Origin of the sequence: Collinsella sp. TM09-10AT, assembly GCF_003436275.1 — a bacterium.
In the GTDB taxonomy this organism is placed as follows: domain Bacteria; phylum Actinomycetota; class Coriobacteriia; order Coriobacteriales; family Coriobacteriaceae; genus Collinsella.
This window is the reverse complement of the sequence record NZ_QSOP01000017.1, coordinates 1-14,546: the sequence shown is the minus strand read 5'-3', so window position 1 is coordinate 14,546 and position 14,546 is coordinate 1. Positions and strand designations below refer to the sequence as shown.

Annotated in this window: 10 protein-coding genes; 3 read left to right on the top strand and 7 right to left on the bottom strand. The window is 60.8% G+C overall.

What is annotated here, in order from left to right; translation table 11 throughout:
• Nucleotides 1–98: 98 nt before the first annotated feature.
• The gene (locus tag DXD77_RS07610; RefSeq protein WP_117648345.1) at nucleotides 99–3,002 is read right to left on the bottom strand and encodes an ATP-dependent helicase; all 2,904 of its coding nucleotides are present in this window, start codon (nucleotides 3,000–3,002) and stop codon (nucleotides 99–101) included.
• A 227-nt stretch (nucleotides 3,003–3,229) separates the two neighbouring features.
• Between DXD77_RS07610 and DXD77_RS07605 the strand changes: the two genes are divergently transcribed.
• The gene (locus DXD77_RS07605) at nucleotides 3,230–4,225 is read left to right on the top strand and encodes an NAD(P)-dependent oxidoreductase (RefSeq protein ID WP_117648344.1); all 996 of its coding nucleotides are present in this window, start codon (nucleotides 3,230–3,232) and stop codon (nucleotides 4,223–4,225) included.
• A gap of 482 nt (nucleotides 4,226–4,707) precedes the next feature.
• On the opposite strand, the gene DXD77_RS07600 is transcribed toward DXD77_RS07605, so the two are convergent.
• Entirely contained in the window at nucleotides 4,708–5,685 is a 978-nt protein-coding gene (locus tag DXD77_RS07600; RefSeq protein WP_117648343.1) for an undecaprenyl-diphosphate phosphatase, read from the bottom strand.
• Nucleotides 5,686–5,933: 248 nt separating this feature from the next.
• Between DXD77_RS07600 and DXD77_RS07595 the strand changes: the two genes are divergently transcribed.
• Nucleotides 5,934–6,371: a universal stress protein gene (locus tag DXD77_RS07595; RefSeq protein ID WP_006235921.1), complete on the top strand. Its 438-nt coding sequence runs from the start codon at nucleotides 5,934–5,936 to the stop codon at nucleotides 6,369–6,371.
• A gap of 222 nt (nucleotides 6,372–6,593) precedes the next feature.
• Here the strand turns inward: DXD77_RS07595 and DXD77_RS07590 are convergent, their stop codons facing one another.
• The 4 genes from DXD77_RS07590 to purH all read right to left on the bottom strand — a co-directional run bounded on the left by DXD77_RS07590 (nucleotide 6,594) and on the right by purH (nucleotide 11,056).
• Entirely contained in the window at nucleotides 6,594–7,637 is a 1,044-nt protein-coding gene (locus DXD77_RS07590) for a sensor histidine kinase (protein ID WP_117648342.1), read from the bottom strand.
• A 9-nt stretch (nucleotides 7,638–7,646) separates the two neighbouring features.
• Nucleotides 7,647–8,318, bottom strand: a complete 672-nt coding sequence (locus DXD77_RS07585; protein ID WP_117648341.1) for a response regulator transcription factor — start codon at nucleotides 8,316–8,318, stop codon at nucleotides 7,647–7,649.
• Between the two features lie 176 nt (nucleotides 8,319–8,494).
• Nucleotides 8,495–9,226 carry a hypothetical protein gene (locus tag DXD77_RS07580; protein WP_199409020.1) on the bottom strand — a complete coding sequence of 244 codons (732 nt, stop codon included), beginning with the start codon at nucleotides 9,224–9,226 and terminating at the stop codon, nucleotides 8,495–8,497.
• Between the two features lie 222 nt (nucleotides 9,227–9,448).
• Nucleotides 9,449–11,056, bottom strand: a complete 1,608-nt coding sequence (gene purH, locus DXD77_RS07575; protein ID WP_117648340.1) for a bifunctional phosphoribosylaminoimidazolecarboxamide formyltransferase/IMP cyclohydrolase — start codon at nucleotides 11,054–11,056, stop codon at nucleotides 9,449–9,451.
• Nucleotides 11,057–11,332: 276 nt separating this feature from the next.
• Between purH and DXD77_RS07570 the strand changes: the two genes are divergently transcribed.
• On the top strand, nucleotides 11,333–11,974 hold the full coding sequence (locus DXD77_RS07570; RefSeq protein ID WP_117635615.1) for a GNAT family N-acetyltransferase: 642 nt from the start codon (nucleotides 11,333–11,335) through the stop codon (nucleotides 11,972–11,974).
• A 452-nt stretch (nucleotides 11,975–12,426) separates the two neighbouring features.
• Here the strand turns inward: DXD77_RS07570 and DXD77_RS07565 are convergent, their stop codons facing one another.
• Nucleotides 12,427–14,370, bottom strand: coding sequence for a DUF2207 domain-containing protein (locus tag DXD77_RS07565; RefSeq protein WP_158549113.1), 1,944 nt, complete (start codon nucleotides 14,368–14,370; stop codon nucleotides 12,427–12,429).
• Nucleotides 14,371–14,546 lie beyond the last annotated feature (176 nt).

Here is a 14,546-nt window from a genome sequence, read left to right as displayed (position 1 = left end):
TTCCGCACGAGCCGGAGAGCACTTAATGTGCTCTCCGTGCGAGCAGGACTGTCCGAGCAGGCGACCAAAGCCCCCGGAGCGCCCGGTCAACCTCGCAGTTAGGCATTCAGCTTAACGATCGGTGCAAAGCCCTTCATCAGCTTTTTGGTCTGGCCGGTCTTTTCGAATTGAACCTCGATCATGTCTCCGACAACCGAGATGACGGTACCCGTGCCAAAGGTCTTGTGGCTCACGGTATCGCCCGCGGCAAAGTCCTGCGATGCGCTGGCGCGATCGACCTTGCGCTCCACCGTCGGCGACACCTTGGACGACGGCTTTTTAGCTCGCGGCGCGCCCGACCCAAAGGTCGAGGCAACACGGCCAGCGTCGGGCGAGACCCCACGATGGCGCTCGGTCCCGTAGCTGCTGCCGCCAAAGAAGTCGTCAAAGCTCGATCCGCCGCGCGAACCGGAGCCGCCGGTCGAGCGCGTATGCGAACCGAACACCTTGCCGCCATACATATCCGAGCCCATGCCCGAGCCAAAGGTGCCATGACGGTCGCCGCGCTTCTCCCAGCCCGTGCCCTCAAAACCGGCAGAACCGATACCGCTGAACTCGATATCCTCAAACGGAATCTCGTTGAGGAAGCGCGAGCGCGGGTTGGCAGACGTTGAGCCGTACGTGCGGCGCGTGGCCGCATAGGTCAAGAACAGGCGCTTACGGGCGCGCGTGATGGCGACGTAGGCCAGGCGACGCTCCTCCTCGAGCTTGCCCGGATCATCGCTGCCGCCAAAGTCGTGCACATGCGGGAAGATACCCTCCTCCATGCCGGCCACGAACACCGCCGGAAACTCCAGGCCCTTGGCGGAGTGGATGGTCATCATGGTAATGGCATGCGTCTCGCCGGCCAGAGAATCCAAGTCGGAGCGCAGGGCCAGCCACTCCATGAGCGCAGGCAGGGCCTTGCAAGTGAGCGGGCCGTAGGTGCGCTCGATCTCGTCGGCATGCACGGCGCCCGCCGGCAGCTCTGTCGGCGCGGCATAGGCGTTGCCCGCGATGGCGGCAGCCAGGGCATCCTGTGGAGACAGCGCCGGAGCGGCCAGGCTATCGAGCGGATTGGTGCCCGCGGCATCGCGCGCGCCGACAAGCGCCTCAAACGAAGACACAGGCGCGGACGGCCCCGGCTCGGGCGCGGGCGTGCTCACCACAACGGGCTCGGGCTCGGCGCCGGCAGGCACGTCGGCAACGCCGGCGGCGCGCAGCTCTTCCAAGCTCTCGAGCGTACCCTCGATATCCTCGTGCGTCTCCTCAAATTCGGCGGCGACGCCCAGGAATTCCTGGATGTTCTCGGCGCGGCTCTCGGACTCCATGGTGCCCTCGGCGCGGAACGCCTGCAGCAGGCCCGTCTTGTCGACAATCATCTCGACGACGTCCTTGAGCTCGCCGTCCATGCGGCGGCCCTCGCGCACCAGCGCCACAAAACTCGACAGGCCGTTGCGCACCTTCGCGCTAAACATGCCCGTCTCGGCTGTTGCGATCTCGCAGGCCTGGAAGAACGAGCAACGGTTGTCGCGTGCCAGCTGCTCAATCTTTTGGATCGAGGTGGAGCCGATGCCGCGGCGCGGCGTGTTGATGACGCGCTTGACGCTCATCTCGTCGGCCGGGTTCACGATCATCTTGAGGTAGGCCATAACATCGCGGATCTCGGCACGGTCGAAGAATCGCGTGCCGCCCACGATCTTGTAGGGCACGCCCGCGCGCAGGAACATATCTTCGAGAATACGCGATTGGGCGTTGGTGCGATAGAACACGGCGATGTCGTCGTAGCTCGTGCCCTTGGAGTGCAGCTTTTCGATCTCGCCGGCAATCCAGCGGCCCTCGTCGCGCTCATCGCTCGCCTGGAAGGCCTGGATCTTCTCGCCGTCGCCCTCGGCCGTAAACAGGCGTTTGTCCTTGCGTTGCGAGTTGTGACGCACCACGGCGTTGGCGGCGCTCAGGATATGACCCGTGGAGCGGTAGTTCTGCTCCAGCTTGACGGTCTTGCAGTTTTTAAAGTCCTTCTCAAAGTCCAGGATGTTGGTGATGTCGGCGCCACGCCAGCTGTAAATGGACTGGTCATCGTCGCCTACGACCATGAGGTTTTGGTACTTGGCGGCCAGCAGGTTGGCGATCTCGTACTGGACGTGGTTGGTGTCCTGATACTCGTCGACGCTAATGTAGCGGAAGCGCTCCTGGTACTTGTCGAGCACCTCGGGGCGGGTGCGCAGCAGCTCGAGCGCGCGTACGAGCAGGTCGTCGAAGTCCATCGCGTTGGCGGCGCGCAGGCGGCGCTCCAGCTCCAAGTAGACCTGCGCGGCCTTTTTGTCGTTGGGGCTATCGGCGGACTTGAGCATATCCTCGGGACCGATCATGGCGTTTTTGGCCGAGCTGATCTTGCTGCGGATCATGTTGATGGGGAACTGCTTTTGCTCGATGCCGAGCGCCTGCATAATATCGCGCACCATGCGCTTTGAGTCGTCGTCATCGTAGATGGTGAACTGCCCGGTGTAGCCCAGCAGATCGGCGTCCTCGCGCAGCATACGCACGCACATGGCGTGGAACGTGCACACCCACATGCCGCGGGTGCCGCTGGGAATGAGCGCCGCCAGACGCTCGCGCATCTCTGCCGCGGCCTTGTTGGTAAACGTAATGGCAAGAACCTGCCAAGGCTTAACGCCCAGGTCGCCGAGCATATGTGCGATGCGGAAGGTCAAAACGCGGGTCTTGCCCGAGCCGGCGCCGGCGAGGACCAGCAACGGACCCTCGGTGGTGAGCACCGCCTCGCGCTGGGCGGGATTAAGGCTGTCGATGTCGACAAACGGCTTTGCGGGCGCAGGAGCCGGCGCGGGAGCGTCGTAGATGTCGAGCGGGACGAGTTCGGGCTCCGGCGCAGCGGGGGCGACGTATACATCGAGCGGCACGGGTTCCGGCGCGGGAGGCACGGGTACCGTGGTGTTCTTTTCCCAGGGCAAGGGCTGGGTCATGGGCGACTCCTCATCTGACGGACGGCGCGCCTGCGGGCAGCGCCATAGTTTGAGCCGTACCAGTATACCGAGCCGCGCGGACACCAACGCAAATCACACCACGACTCCGTCCGCCACTGTCAGGCCTGCCCCAGCGGATTTGGTGTAATGGGGTCAGGTTAATCTGCACCACCGGAGGGATAGAATATCTACCGCTCCTACCCACCCCACATCGCAGGAGGGCCGTTGTGAAACACAAGGTGCTCTATTACATGGTCGACGGCTCGACCGAAGCTGGTCAAGCGGTGCTCGACACAATCGAAGGCGGCGACCAAATTGATCTGGTTGGCTGCGCGCACAAGCCCAATGTCTGCCCCACCGCCGAGCAGTTGGTCGGCTGCGAGGGCTTTGTCGGCGAGTTCGGTCCCATCGACGATGCGTGTGCCGACGACATGGCCGCCGTGGGGATACGCATCGTTTCGAATATGTCCATCGGCGTGAACCACGTTGCTGTCGACCGCTTGGCCTCACACGGCATCACCGTCACCAACTGCCCCGGATACTGCTCGGAAGACGTCGCTCAGCATACTATTGCCTTGATGCTTGACCTGATGAGACAGGTTACGTTTCTCAACTGCGACGTGCGGACTGGCGTTTGGAATCCACTGGGCGGGTATACCATGCACCGCACGCAGGGCCGCACGTTGGGGCTCGTCTTTTTTGGCAGCATCGCGCGTGCCGTGGTGCCTATCGCGCAGGCACTCGGCATGAAGGTGCTGGTGTGGGCGCCAACCAAGAGCGCAGAAGAGCTTGCCGCCGCCGGTTGTATCAAAGCGCAAACGCTCGACGAATTGCTTGGGGCCTCCGATATCGTCAGCCTTCATTGCCCGTTGATTCCGGAGACCGAAACGCTAATTGGCAAGCGCGAACTTGCGCGTATGAAACCAACGGCATTTTTGATTAACACGGCCCGGGGACCCATTGTGGACGAAAATGCCCTAGTCGCCGCGCTGGACGAGGGTATTGCCAGCAGTGGCACACGCGGCATTTGCGGCGCTGCGCTCGACGTGCTCGCCGACGAGACCGCGCCCAACCAGGCCTTGATCGCCCACCCGCGCTGCATCGTCACACCCCACTGCGCCTACAGCACGCAGGAGGCCTACAACACCGTCCGTCATATGTCGCTTCAGGCCGTAGTGGACAAGCTCATCTTTAACCGCAAGCCCCAGCACACCGTGGCCTGAATGCGGCAAAGGGACAGTCCCTTTACCGCATTCGGCATTATCCTCAAACCGCCACCAACATTTTTCGAGTTGTGCGGCCTTTTCCACTGGCTCCACGCAAGGGTTGCTGAAATAACTTGAGTGCCTTTGTCCTATTTTGGGAATATTCTCGCGAATTTACGCATATAACTCACAGTAGCAAACACTACTGTGAATGCTGATGGTACCAAGATGGCGTTTTTTGTCAGCTAGAGACCTCCGAGAGGCCGCACAACTCGATTTTTGTTGGCGACCAGGAAGGACAGTCGACTCATTCGCCCAGATCACCATCTCCCACTGCGATTGATGAAAAGGTTTCAGGCTATTCTGAACCAAGTTGGTGCAAAATTACCTGACCCCTTTTACCTAGCCCCTTGACAAAGAGGGCGGCATAGACCTTTTGGTCATGCCACCCCCTTTGAATGACAAGTTGTCGTCCTGACCGCCGCGCAGCGTCGACTAAGTTAGAGGCCGAGCATCGGCTCCAGGACAAAGAAGTACGCAAGCACTACGATGCCCAGGACAATGCGATACACGCCGAAGCACTTAAAGTCATGACGGCGGACGAAGCCCATAAGCCACTTGATGGCAATGAGCGACACCGCAAAGGCGACGACGCAACCCACGCCCAAGATGGCGATCTCGTTGGTGCCGAACGTGCCGCCCTTAATAAAGTACTTGACCAGCTTGAGCGCACTCGCGCCAAACATAACGGGAATGGCCAGGAAGAACGTGAACTTAGACGCCACCGAGCGCGTGCAGCCCAGCAGCAGGCCGCCGATGATGGTGGAGCCAGAGCGCGACGTACCCGGCACCAGCGAGAGCACCTGGAAGCAACCGATACCCAGTGCGGTCTTCCAGCTCAGGTCCTCGAGCGTAGCGATGGAACCAAAGTCCAGGTTATCGTCATCGTCGTCTGCAGCAGCAACCGCAGCGGGCGCCGCAAAGTGCGCACCGGTGGGACGTCCACCCGACGCCACAGCACGCGAACCAAACGAACCGGCAACGGCCATTTCCTCGCGCTTGCTCGCGCGCCAGTTCTCGATCACGATAAACAGCACGCCGTACACAATGAGCGCCAGCGCCACGACGGGAGCATTGTAGAAATGCTCCTCCATCCAGTCGTTGAGCGGCAGGCCGATCGCCGCCGCAGGAATGCAGCCGAGCACAATCTTGCCCCACAGCACCCAGGTGTCGCGACGGCCCTCCTTACCCTTGCTGGGCGAGAAGGGATTGAGCTCATGGAAGAACAGCACACAGACGGCCAAAATGGCGCCGAGCTGAATCACGACCAGGAACATATTCCAGAACGTCTCGCTCACGTTCATCTTGACGAACTCGTCCACCAAGATCATGTGACCCGTCGACGAAACGGGCAGCCATTCGGTGATGCCCTCGACCAGGCCCATGAAGGCAGATTTAAAAAGCTCGATGATATCCAAAGGGACCCCCTCGTTAGACACCCGCCGATATTGTTCTGCGGACGGTGCGGGCGATGTCCCATTATCAACCGTTGGCGGCGCGCCTGCGCCTACCCTTACCAAAAAACTCGCCCGTTCACAGAATTGCGAGCGGTCAAACCCAAATCCTTGGGTATAACTGCAACAAGATAAAGTGTCCGGCGGCCAACGCGCCCGCGCCCGTCCGATGCACGAGCCCCGCGCCCGTGCGATAGACCAAGGAGGAAACCATGAACGAGGGCTACACCAAGGTATTTGTTTCACTCGACGGTACTGAACAGCAGGATTTTGTGCTCGCACGCGCCATCAAGGTCGCCGCGAACAACGGCGCCAAGCTAATCATCGGCCACGTTATCGATTCCACGGCGCTCGAGAGCGCCGGTTCCTATCCGGTCGATCTGGTCAACGGCCTAGAGGAGGCATTTAAGAACTCCATCGCCAAGCAGCTCGAAGAGGCCAAGGCCAATCCCGACATTCCCGAGGTCGAAGTCATGATTCGCGCCGGCCGTATTCGTGAGACGCTCAAAGACGAGATGCTCGACGTGGTCAAGCCCGACCTGGTGCTCTGCGGCGCCCGCGGCCTGTCCTCGATCAAGTATGCGCTGCTGGGTTCGATTTCGACGTTCCTGCTGCGCAATACGGACTGCGACATTTTGGTCGTGAAGTAGCGTTGCTCCCACCGGCCGCGGGGCCTGCGGGGTTTCCACGGGCACGTCCTCGCCGCGTTGCGGCTGCGGGATGTGCCCTTAGGAAACCCCTCCCGGCCCCGCGGCCTTCGCAGCCTTACTTCAGCGAGTTGGCTGATAAAAGATAGCGTGCCGCCCCGTTTGGGGTGGCACGTTTTGTTTGGGCTGCACGTTTTTGTTTGGGTGGGCGTCTGCCGCGTTGCGTTACTCGAAATATTGAAACTTATTCGTTGAAAACGCGAATGTTACGACAAAGCCTTCGCCGGAGTCGGATGCCGCGGTGACGTCGATGCCCATCTTGGAGCACAGGCGCGCCACCAGGTAGAGGCCGATGCCCGTTGCGCGCTTGGTGGTGCGGCCGTTGTCGCCGGTAAAGCCCTTCTCGAACACGCGCGGCAGGTCGGCCGCGCTCACGCCGCAGCCGTTGTCCGCGACGGTGAGCTCGATACGTTCGCTCGCCAAGCCCTCGTCCAGCAATGCGCCCGAAAACACGATCTTCGCGCCGTCCTCGCACGCATATTTAATGCTGTTCTGAATGAGCTGGCCCAGGATAAATTCGAGCCATTTTTCGTCGGTAAAGACCTCGAAGTCAAGGTTCTCGCACACCGGAGTCACGTGCGCCGCAATGAGCTCGCGCGCGTTGGCCTTAATCGCACCCGTCACCAGGGTCTTAAGATCCCAACGGCGAATCAGGTAATCGCGCTCCACGACTTCCGAGCGCGCATAGTACAGTGCCTGGTCGATATAGCGCTCAACGCGAGCCAGCTCGCGACCCAGGTCATCCACACGCGACAGGTCGTCTTCGCTGCCGTCCAGGTTTTCCAAAATCAGATGAGCTGCCGCCAAGGGCAGTTTGGCCTCGTGGACCCAGCTCTCGATATAGTCGCGGTAGTCATCGGTCTGACGCCGGCCTTCGGCAACCTCGTCGCAAGCGGCTTTGCCCACCCGGCGCAAGACCTCGTACTCGAGCTCGCCCTCGGCATAGGTCGGGCATTGCACCATCTCCTGCACCCATGCGGGACTCTCGAGCTCCTCTGCCGCACGCTCCAGCTGGCGCAGAAAACGACGACGGCGCGCGTACTCGATCACGATGCCGAGCATACCAAAGATAAAGGACACACCGACCGCCACGGCCACGATGGAAACGGGGGCGCCGGCGACCGTCAGCACAAAGCAGCTCAGCAGAACGCCGCACGTCCACACGGCGACGGGAAGCAGCGCATCTTTGAAAAATTTGGCAAACGACATAGCCGGCCCCTAGACCGAATAGCCCTGGCCGCGGTGCGTCGTCAAATACCCCTTGATGCCGATTTTTTCGAGCGTGGTGCGCAGACGGTTGATGTTGACAGTGAGCGTGTTGTCGCCCACAAAGGCATCGGAGTCCCACAGGTCCTGCATGATGGCCGAGCGCGAGACGATCTTGCCCGCGCGGCTCAGAAGCAGCGAGAGGATACGCAGCTCGTTTTTGGTGAGCTCGGTACTGGTGCCGGTTGCCGTATTGGTGACTGCGGAGCGAGCAAGGTCGAGCTCCAGCCCCTTGTGGACGAGCGTGCTGCGCTCGCCCGCCGCCGCGGTGCGACGCAGCAAGGCATTGATGCGCGCCACGAGCACGCGCGCGCTATAGGGCTTGGGAACGAAGCCGTCCGCGCCGAGCGTCATGGCCATGACCTCGTCGATCTCGGTCGTGCGCGACGTGAGGACGATGATGGGAACCTCGGATTCGCGGCGGACTTCGTGGCAGATATGCTGGCCGTCTTTGACGGGAAGCGTCAGGTCGAGCAGTACCAAGTCGGGCGCAGCGGCCAAGATGTCACGCGAGACATGCTCGAACGACTCGCAGGCCTCGACCTCAAAACCGGCACGGGCAAGGATATCGGCAAGCTCGCGACGAATGGGCTCGTCGTCCTCAACGATATAGATTAGCGCCATGGATTCCGTTCCCCTCTTAGTTGCCTTACAGCCATTATCGCCGCGAAGTCGCCGGCACGCGCCTCGCGCGGCAACAAGGTGACAGAACTGTTCGCGAACGAAAGGTCCGACTCGCCCTCGCTCGCAACGGGTGCGGGGATCAAATGATTATAAAATCCCCGTCCCAGAAAAATCATTTAGCGGCGGGCGCGGAGCTTTTCGTAGCCGTCGGCAAAAAAGGCGACCGTCGCTGCATCGGACTCGGCGGCGTCGGCATCGGCAGCGGGAACCACGCCGTGCTCGTCGCTCACCAGAAACAAAGCGCCCTTGAGCTGCGCGGGAATGTCTACGCGCGTGACCGAGATGCCCTTGGTCTGGGCCAGCTGCTCGATGAGCGTCGCCGTGCCGCACAGGCACTCGTCCGCCGGCGCCACAAAGGCCAGCTCTCCGTCGTTGACGGAAGCGAGCAACTCGGGCGCCACGCCGGTTTCGTCGGCCTCGGAGCGGGCCTCGGCAGAGCGGGCACGCAAGGCCTTGGCCGAAGTATCGGACAGCGGCTCGTACTCGCCTACCGTCATGGCGGCATTGCCGTTGACGTCGATTACCAGCATGAGCACGCCGTCATGCGCGGTGTAATCGCCCTCGGCAAGCGACCACTCAACGTGTTGCTTGGCCCAGCTGAGCATGTTATGGGTGAGCGGCTCGCCCTGCACCAGGCGCTCGGACAGCGCGCGAATGTGGCGGTTGAGCATGGGTACCTTTTTGTTGGACATGCGCCAACGGCACACGAGCGCGGGCTTGTCGAGCGTAAACTTCTCGACCGCCTCCTGATTGGCGCAAAAGTCCTCGTACGCACGCTGATCCTCGGCATTGCCAAACAGCTCTGCATCATCAATCTGGGGCATGGTCATACCTTTCGTGTTAGTCATTCCGTCCTCTTATACCAAAAAGACGGCCCTCCAAACGGAGCGGCCGTCTTTTGCAGAGATTATTTTGACGATATGGTCAGGCGACCGATCAACTTAATGGGATAGAACAACATCCCATTAAGGGTTTTCCAAGTGCCCGAGATTGCCCCGAAAGAGGAGCGCCGCGTACTAAATGTACGCAAGCGACGGTTTGAGGGGCAAGGTCGGGTGCTTGGGAAAGCCCTAGTGCCTAAAATGCCTGGCACCCGTGAAGACCATCGCAATACCATGCTCGTTGCAGGCCTGGATGCTCTCGTCATCGCGCTTGGAGCCGCCGGGCTGGATGATGCAGGTCACGCCGTGTGCGGCAAGCACGTCGACGTTGTCGCGGAACGGGAAGAACGCGTCGCTTGCGCAGGCAAAGCCGCCCTTCTCCACGCCCTCGCGCTCGCAGAAGTCCTCGGCGCGCTCGCAGGCAAGCAGCGCAGAGTCAACGCGGTTGGGCTGACCGGGGCCCATGCCAATGCCGGCCTTGCCCTTGGAGACCAGGATGGCGTTGGACTTGACGCCCTTGCAGACCTTCCAGGCAAACTCGAGCTCGGCCATCTCAGCGTCGGTGGGCTTGCGATCGGTGGGGAACGTAAAGGTCGCGGGATCCTCGGTCACGTGGTCAACTTCCTGCACCAGCATGCCGCCGTCGATGGAGCGCAGCTCCACCTGGGCGCCGTGGTCCACGCCGCCGGTAGCCAGCACGCGCAGGTTGGGACGCTTAGCCATGCGTTCGAGTGCCTCATCGGTGTAGCTCGGGGCGATGATGACCTCGACGAACTGCTTGTTCTGATCGGCAAAGTGCTCAACCAGCTCAAAGGGAACCTCACGGTTGCAGGCGATGATGCCGCCGAAGGCGCTCTTGGGATCGCAGGCAAAAGCGCGGTCGTAGGCGGCCGTGATGTCCTCGGCAACGGCGGAACCGCAGGGGTTCTGATGCTTGAGGATCACGCAGGCCGGCTCGTCGAACTCGCGGACCAGGTTCCAAGCGGCATCGGCGTCCAGATAGTTGTTGTAGCTGAGCGGCTTGCCCTGGATCTGCTCGGAGCCCACGAGCGGAAACTGCGAGCTCGCGGTGTTCTCGCAGCCCTCGGCAAAGCGGTAGACCGTAGCCTTTTGCTGAGGATTCTCACCATAGCGCAGGTCGTCGACCTTCTCCAGCGAGATCTCGAGCTTGGCAGAGGTGTCCGCCACGTCGCTTGCCTGAGCGGCAAGCCAACGGGAGATAGCCGTGTCGTAGGCGGCGGTAGTCTGGTAGACCTTCACCTGCAGGCGGCGACGGGTGGAAAGCGTGGTGCAGCCACCGGTCTCGCGCATCTCGGCCAGGACGGCATCATAGTCGGCCGGGTCAGAGATGACGGTAACGCTCGCGGCGTTCTTGGCGGCAGAGCGCAGCATGGAGGGACCACCGATGTCGATGTGCTCGATGGCATCCGCAAAGGTGACCTCGGGGTTGGCGACGGTCTTCTCGAACTCGTACAGGTTGACGACGACCAGGTCGATTAGCTTAATGCCGTGCTGAGCGGCTTCCTGCATGTGCTGCTCGGAATCGCGACGGGCCAGCAGCGCGCCGTGAACCTTGGGATGCAGCGTCTTGACGCGGCCGTCCATCATCTCGGGATAGCCCGTGAACTCCTCGATGGGGGTTACGGGAACGCCCGCGTCCTCGATGGCACGAGCCGTGCCGCCCGTAGAGATGATCTCGACGCCAAAGTCGTCAACCAGCGTCCGTGCGAAATCGACGACGCCCGTCTTATCGGTAACCGAGATCAACGCGCGTGCGATCTTCACATCAGATCCCATGCAGTCCTCCTGTCTGGTACGCCGCCGTGCTCTGTGAGTCGGTGATACGTCGATCTGCAGCGCTCGCGCAGCGGCATTGAAAATACTGATTCAATGTAGCGCATCGAGCGCGACGTTGCATCCCGCAACGCACGGCTGTGCAGAAAAAGTTTACGAGCGGGGGGATGGGCACGGCACCGGGCACGGTGAGTTCATGGAACACAGGGGCACCATAATTAGATGCCAATGGCGTGGTAGAACTGTGCTCGATATGCATCCGCAAAAGAAAGAGGCACCATGGTCTCGCGGGTTCTCTACCGACCGTTTGATACCGAAGACTTCGACGCCATCGCGCTGATTCTGCAGCAGCTTTGGCATAACAATTCGGATAACGATGAGTACAACCGCCTCGAGGCCGCGTGCGACCTTGCCTACTGCCTTTCGTCGTCGACGTTTTCGCAGGTTGCGGTGATTGACGGTCAGGCGCGTGGCATTTCGCTCGCGCGTGCGGGACAGAGCTCCGGCGCCACCGTTAAGGAACACTGGATGGATACCGAACGCGCGCTGCTATCGCAGATGCGTGAGCTGGAGCCCGATGCCTGCGCCGAGTATCTCTCGTTTGTACGCGCAACCATCCGAACCAACAACCGTCTGCTCGAGAGCAGCCCGTTGCCGCACGACAACGAGGTCACGCTGCTTGCCGTGGATCGCGATGTCCATGGCCTGGGCGTTGGCACGGTTCTGCTCGATGCCGCAGTCTCGCACCTGTCCTCGCTTGGAGCGACGAGGGCGCACCTGTACACCGACTCCAACTGCTCGTGGAAGTTCTACGAGCTGCACGGCTTTAAGCGCACGGCCACGCACCGCGCCAACCGCGAAGAGCGCCGCCACGCCATGCCGCGTGAAAGCTTTCTCTACGAACTCGACCTAACAGCCTAGCCCAAGCAGCCACACCTAGTCATTTAAGAACGTCCCCAATGACTGATCCCCAACAACTAGTCATTTAAGTCTGTCCCCAATGAGTGGCCTAGGGGGTTTGTAGATAGCCCTGGTCAAAAAACATCAAATATGAGTACTGTTACCTTTTTAGTAGCAGCGATTTGGGACATTTTTGACGCTTGTAGGCATGACGACCAGCTGCATGAGCTGACGTAGCTCCCCAAATGTTCAATAAAATGGGCTCCTAACGAGAAGTACTCTCATTAGGAGCCCATTATTATGTGCAAACATATGTGACCAACGCAGCAACAGTACTCATATTTGGCATTTTTTGTCCACTGCCCCTTGCGCGAAGGTCCTCAGCGGAAAGTTTGACCCGTTTCGATGCACAAAAATGGGATGAATCTTCCCTGGCAACCGCCCAGAAAGATCCACCCCAAAGCAAGCGCTCGCTAGAACGTTCCGCCGCCTCCGCCGACGCCGCCACCGCCGCCACCGGAAAAGCCGCCACCGCTGCCGCCGCTCGAGCTATCGGAACTCGAAGCCAGCTCGCGGATGGTCTCGTGGTACACATCGTTGAACGAATCGAGCGGGGACTCGTTGCCGTAGTGATGGTAATACCACCAGTAGCAGGGGTAGTTGTCGTAGAAATCGTCACTGTTGCGCAGGTCCGCAGGCACGGCTTCGGCCAGCTGTCGCAGCACTTCTTTCGAAACGCCCAGGGCAACGCCCATCACCAGAAACTTGTTCCACAAGATCAGGTCGCTGGGGACGGCCTCCTTCAGACGCGTAAAGTCCTCGAGCCAATGCTTGAGCGCCTTGCAGCGAGCCGCCACCTCGGCGCCCTCCGGCGTGTAACGGCGGAAGGTGCAGCTCAGGACAAAGCCCACGATCGTGACGGGGATCGAGATCATAGCGGCGCCGACATTGGCGTCCGCAAAGTCGGTATAGAACAGAGAGCCCAAAATGCCAAAGACAATGATGATGCCGAGAACCAGGCCGGCCACCATCGCGATAGTGCCATCCGATGCGATAAACTCGCACTCCTCCAGCTTGCCCTTAACCGTGCTCTGATAGTCCTCGAGCTTGTCGCCAACAGATTCAGTACGCTCGCTGGCATACTCCTCCAGCTCGCTAAACGTGCGCGAACGGACGCCGTCTTTATCGGGCTTAACGCCAGCGAAGAAGACCTTGAGCACGTCGCGATCGATGCCGTCCTTCTTGGCAGCCTTCCAGGCCTCGTCGGTCACTGTGATGCGATACGTCTGCTCCTCTTTTTCGCGACGGAGCAGACCCTTCTTCTTGGTCTCGGTCGCTTCTTCCAGCTTGATCACGCGGTCGTCGGTCAGCTTCATCAGCGTGGCGATATATGCCTGATCGGGCACGTCGTTCCAGCTCATAAGAGTTGCAAGCACCGCGGGATGATCGGCGGAGGGCACATCGCGGAAGTACTCGTCCTGGAAGAGCGGCTTGGGCTTGGGCCTGCGCAGCTTGAGCATCACGATTACACCGGTATAGGCAACCGCCACAACAACACACACCACGGCAATCGCGCTGGCAACCGCACGCGCGTGCTCACGGCGGGCGTTAGCTTCGTCGGCCCATTCCTTCTCTTCGCTCAGGATCGTTGACATGCGCTCTTCGCCCGAAGCGGCAAGCTGCGGCACCCAGTCGCTAGGGAAGGCGATGCGTGCCTCGGCGAATTCGCCCTGGTGCACGCAGGAAATGGTATAGGTGACCATGGGCTCGTCCTCATCGAGCGACACGTCGCCCGTCAGCGGACCATGGCCCCATGCGCGGAAGTTATCGCCCTTGACGGCCGCCGTCCCGGCAGCGGCATTCGCGAAGCACACTTCCATCTCGACGTCATCGGAATCCGCAGACCAGCCGTCACCCACGAACTTCCAGTAGAGCTCGGCGGTATCGGCCCAGTTCATAACCGCACCGGTCATGGTGTAGCTCACGTAGTAGATTGCGCTGTCGCCGCTCTCGTGAGGGCTGAACACCTTAATCCTTACGCCGTCACCGGTCTGCTCGACCGTGTAGACGCCAGAGTCGCCCTTGTTCGCGCTATCGACTTTGTTGAACGCGGTGTCCTCTTCCTCGACACTCAGCACGTCGACGCCCGCCGTGCCGCCCTGCTGGTTGGAGCCCGTATTGATCTCCCAAAACACGCCGTTGATGTCGTCGTCGAAATCAAACTGGCGTCCCTCGACAACGGCCAGCGATCCATCGGCCTCGACCGTGGCACCGATATAGGTTTGGCTCATGGAGTAGCCGTCGGCGTGCGCGACGGCAGGCAGCAGCAACAACGCAAGCGCGACGAGTGCGCAGACGGAAGCGAACCGCGCAAACAGGCGGCGCTGCCGACAGGGCTGGGCAACGGGGGCGTTCATAGGCACATCCTTTGTCTGTGATACCAACAGCGTCATTGTCCCACGTTTGCGGGTTCATGTGACGAACATCTAGGTCAGCGGAGTATCAAACGGGACGAAAGTCACGCCCGCACCCCGGCAGCTAGTCATTGGGTGTTCCTATAGTTTTGTCAACCGTCGGGGCTACTCCCGGTAGG

What these genes read in the sequence shown, in the direction of transcription:
- DXD77_RS07610 (WP_117648345.1), bottom strand. Translation starts at nt 3,002, where the DNA reads ATGACCCAGCCCTTGCCCTGGGAAAAGAACACCACGGTACCCGTGCCT.
- DXD77_RS07595 (WP_006235921.1), top strand. Translation starts at nt 5,934, where the DNA reads ATGAACGAGGGCTACACCAAGGTATTTGTTTCACTCGACGGTACTGAA.
- DXD77_RS07590 (WP_117648342.1), bottom strand. Translation starts at nt 7,637, where the DNA reads ATGTCGTTTGCCAAATTTTTCAAAGATGCGCTGCTTCCCGTCGCCGTG.
- DXD77_RS07585 (WP_117648341.1), bottom strand. Translation starts at nt 8,318, where the DNA reads ATGGCGCTAATCTATATCGTTGAGGACGACGAGCCCATTCGTCGCGAG.
- DXD77_RS07580 (WP_199409020.1), bottom strand. Translation starts at nt 9,226, where the DNA reads ATGACTAACACGAAAGGTATGACCATGCCCCAGATTGATGATGCAGAG.
- purH (WP_117648340.1), bottom strand. Translation starts at nt 11,056, where the DNA reads ATGGGATCTGATGTGAAGATCGCACGCGCGTTGATCTCGGTTACCGAT.
- DXD77_RS07570 (WP_117635615.1), top strand. Translation starts at nt 11,333, where the DNA reads ATGGTCTCGCGGGTTCTCTACCGACCGTTTGATACCGAAGACTTCGAC.
- DXD77_RS07565 (WP_158549113.1), bottom strand. Translation starts at nt 14,370, where the DNA reads ATGAACGCCCCCGTTGCCCAGCCCTGTCGGCAGCGCCGCCTGTTTGCG.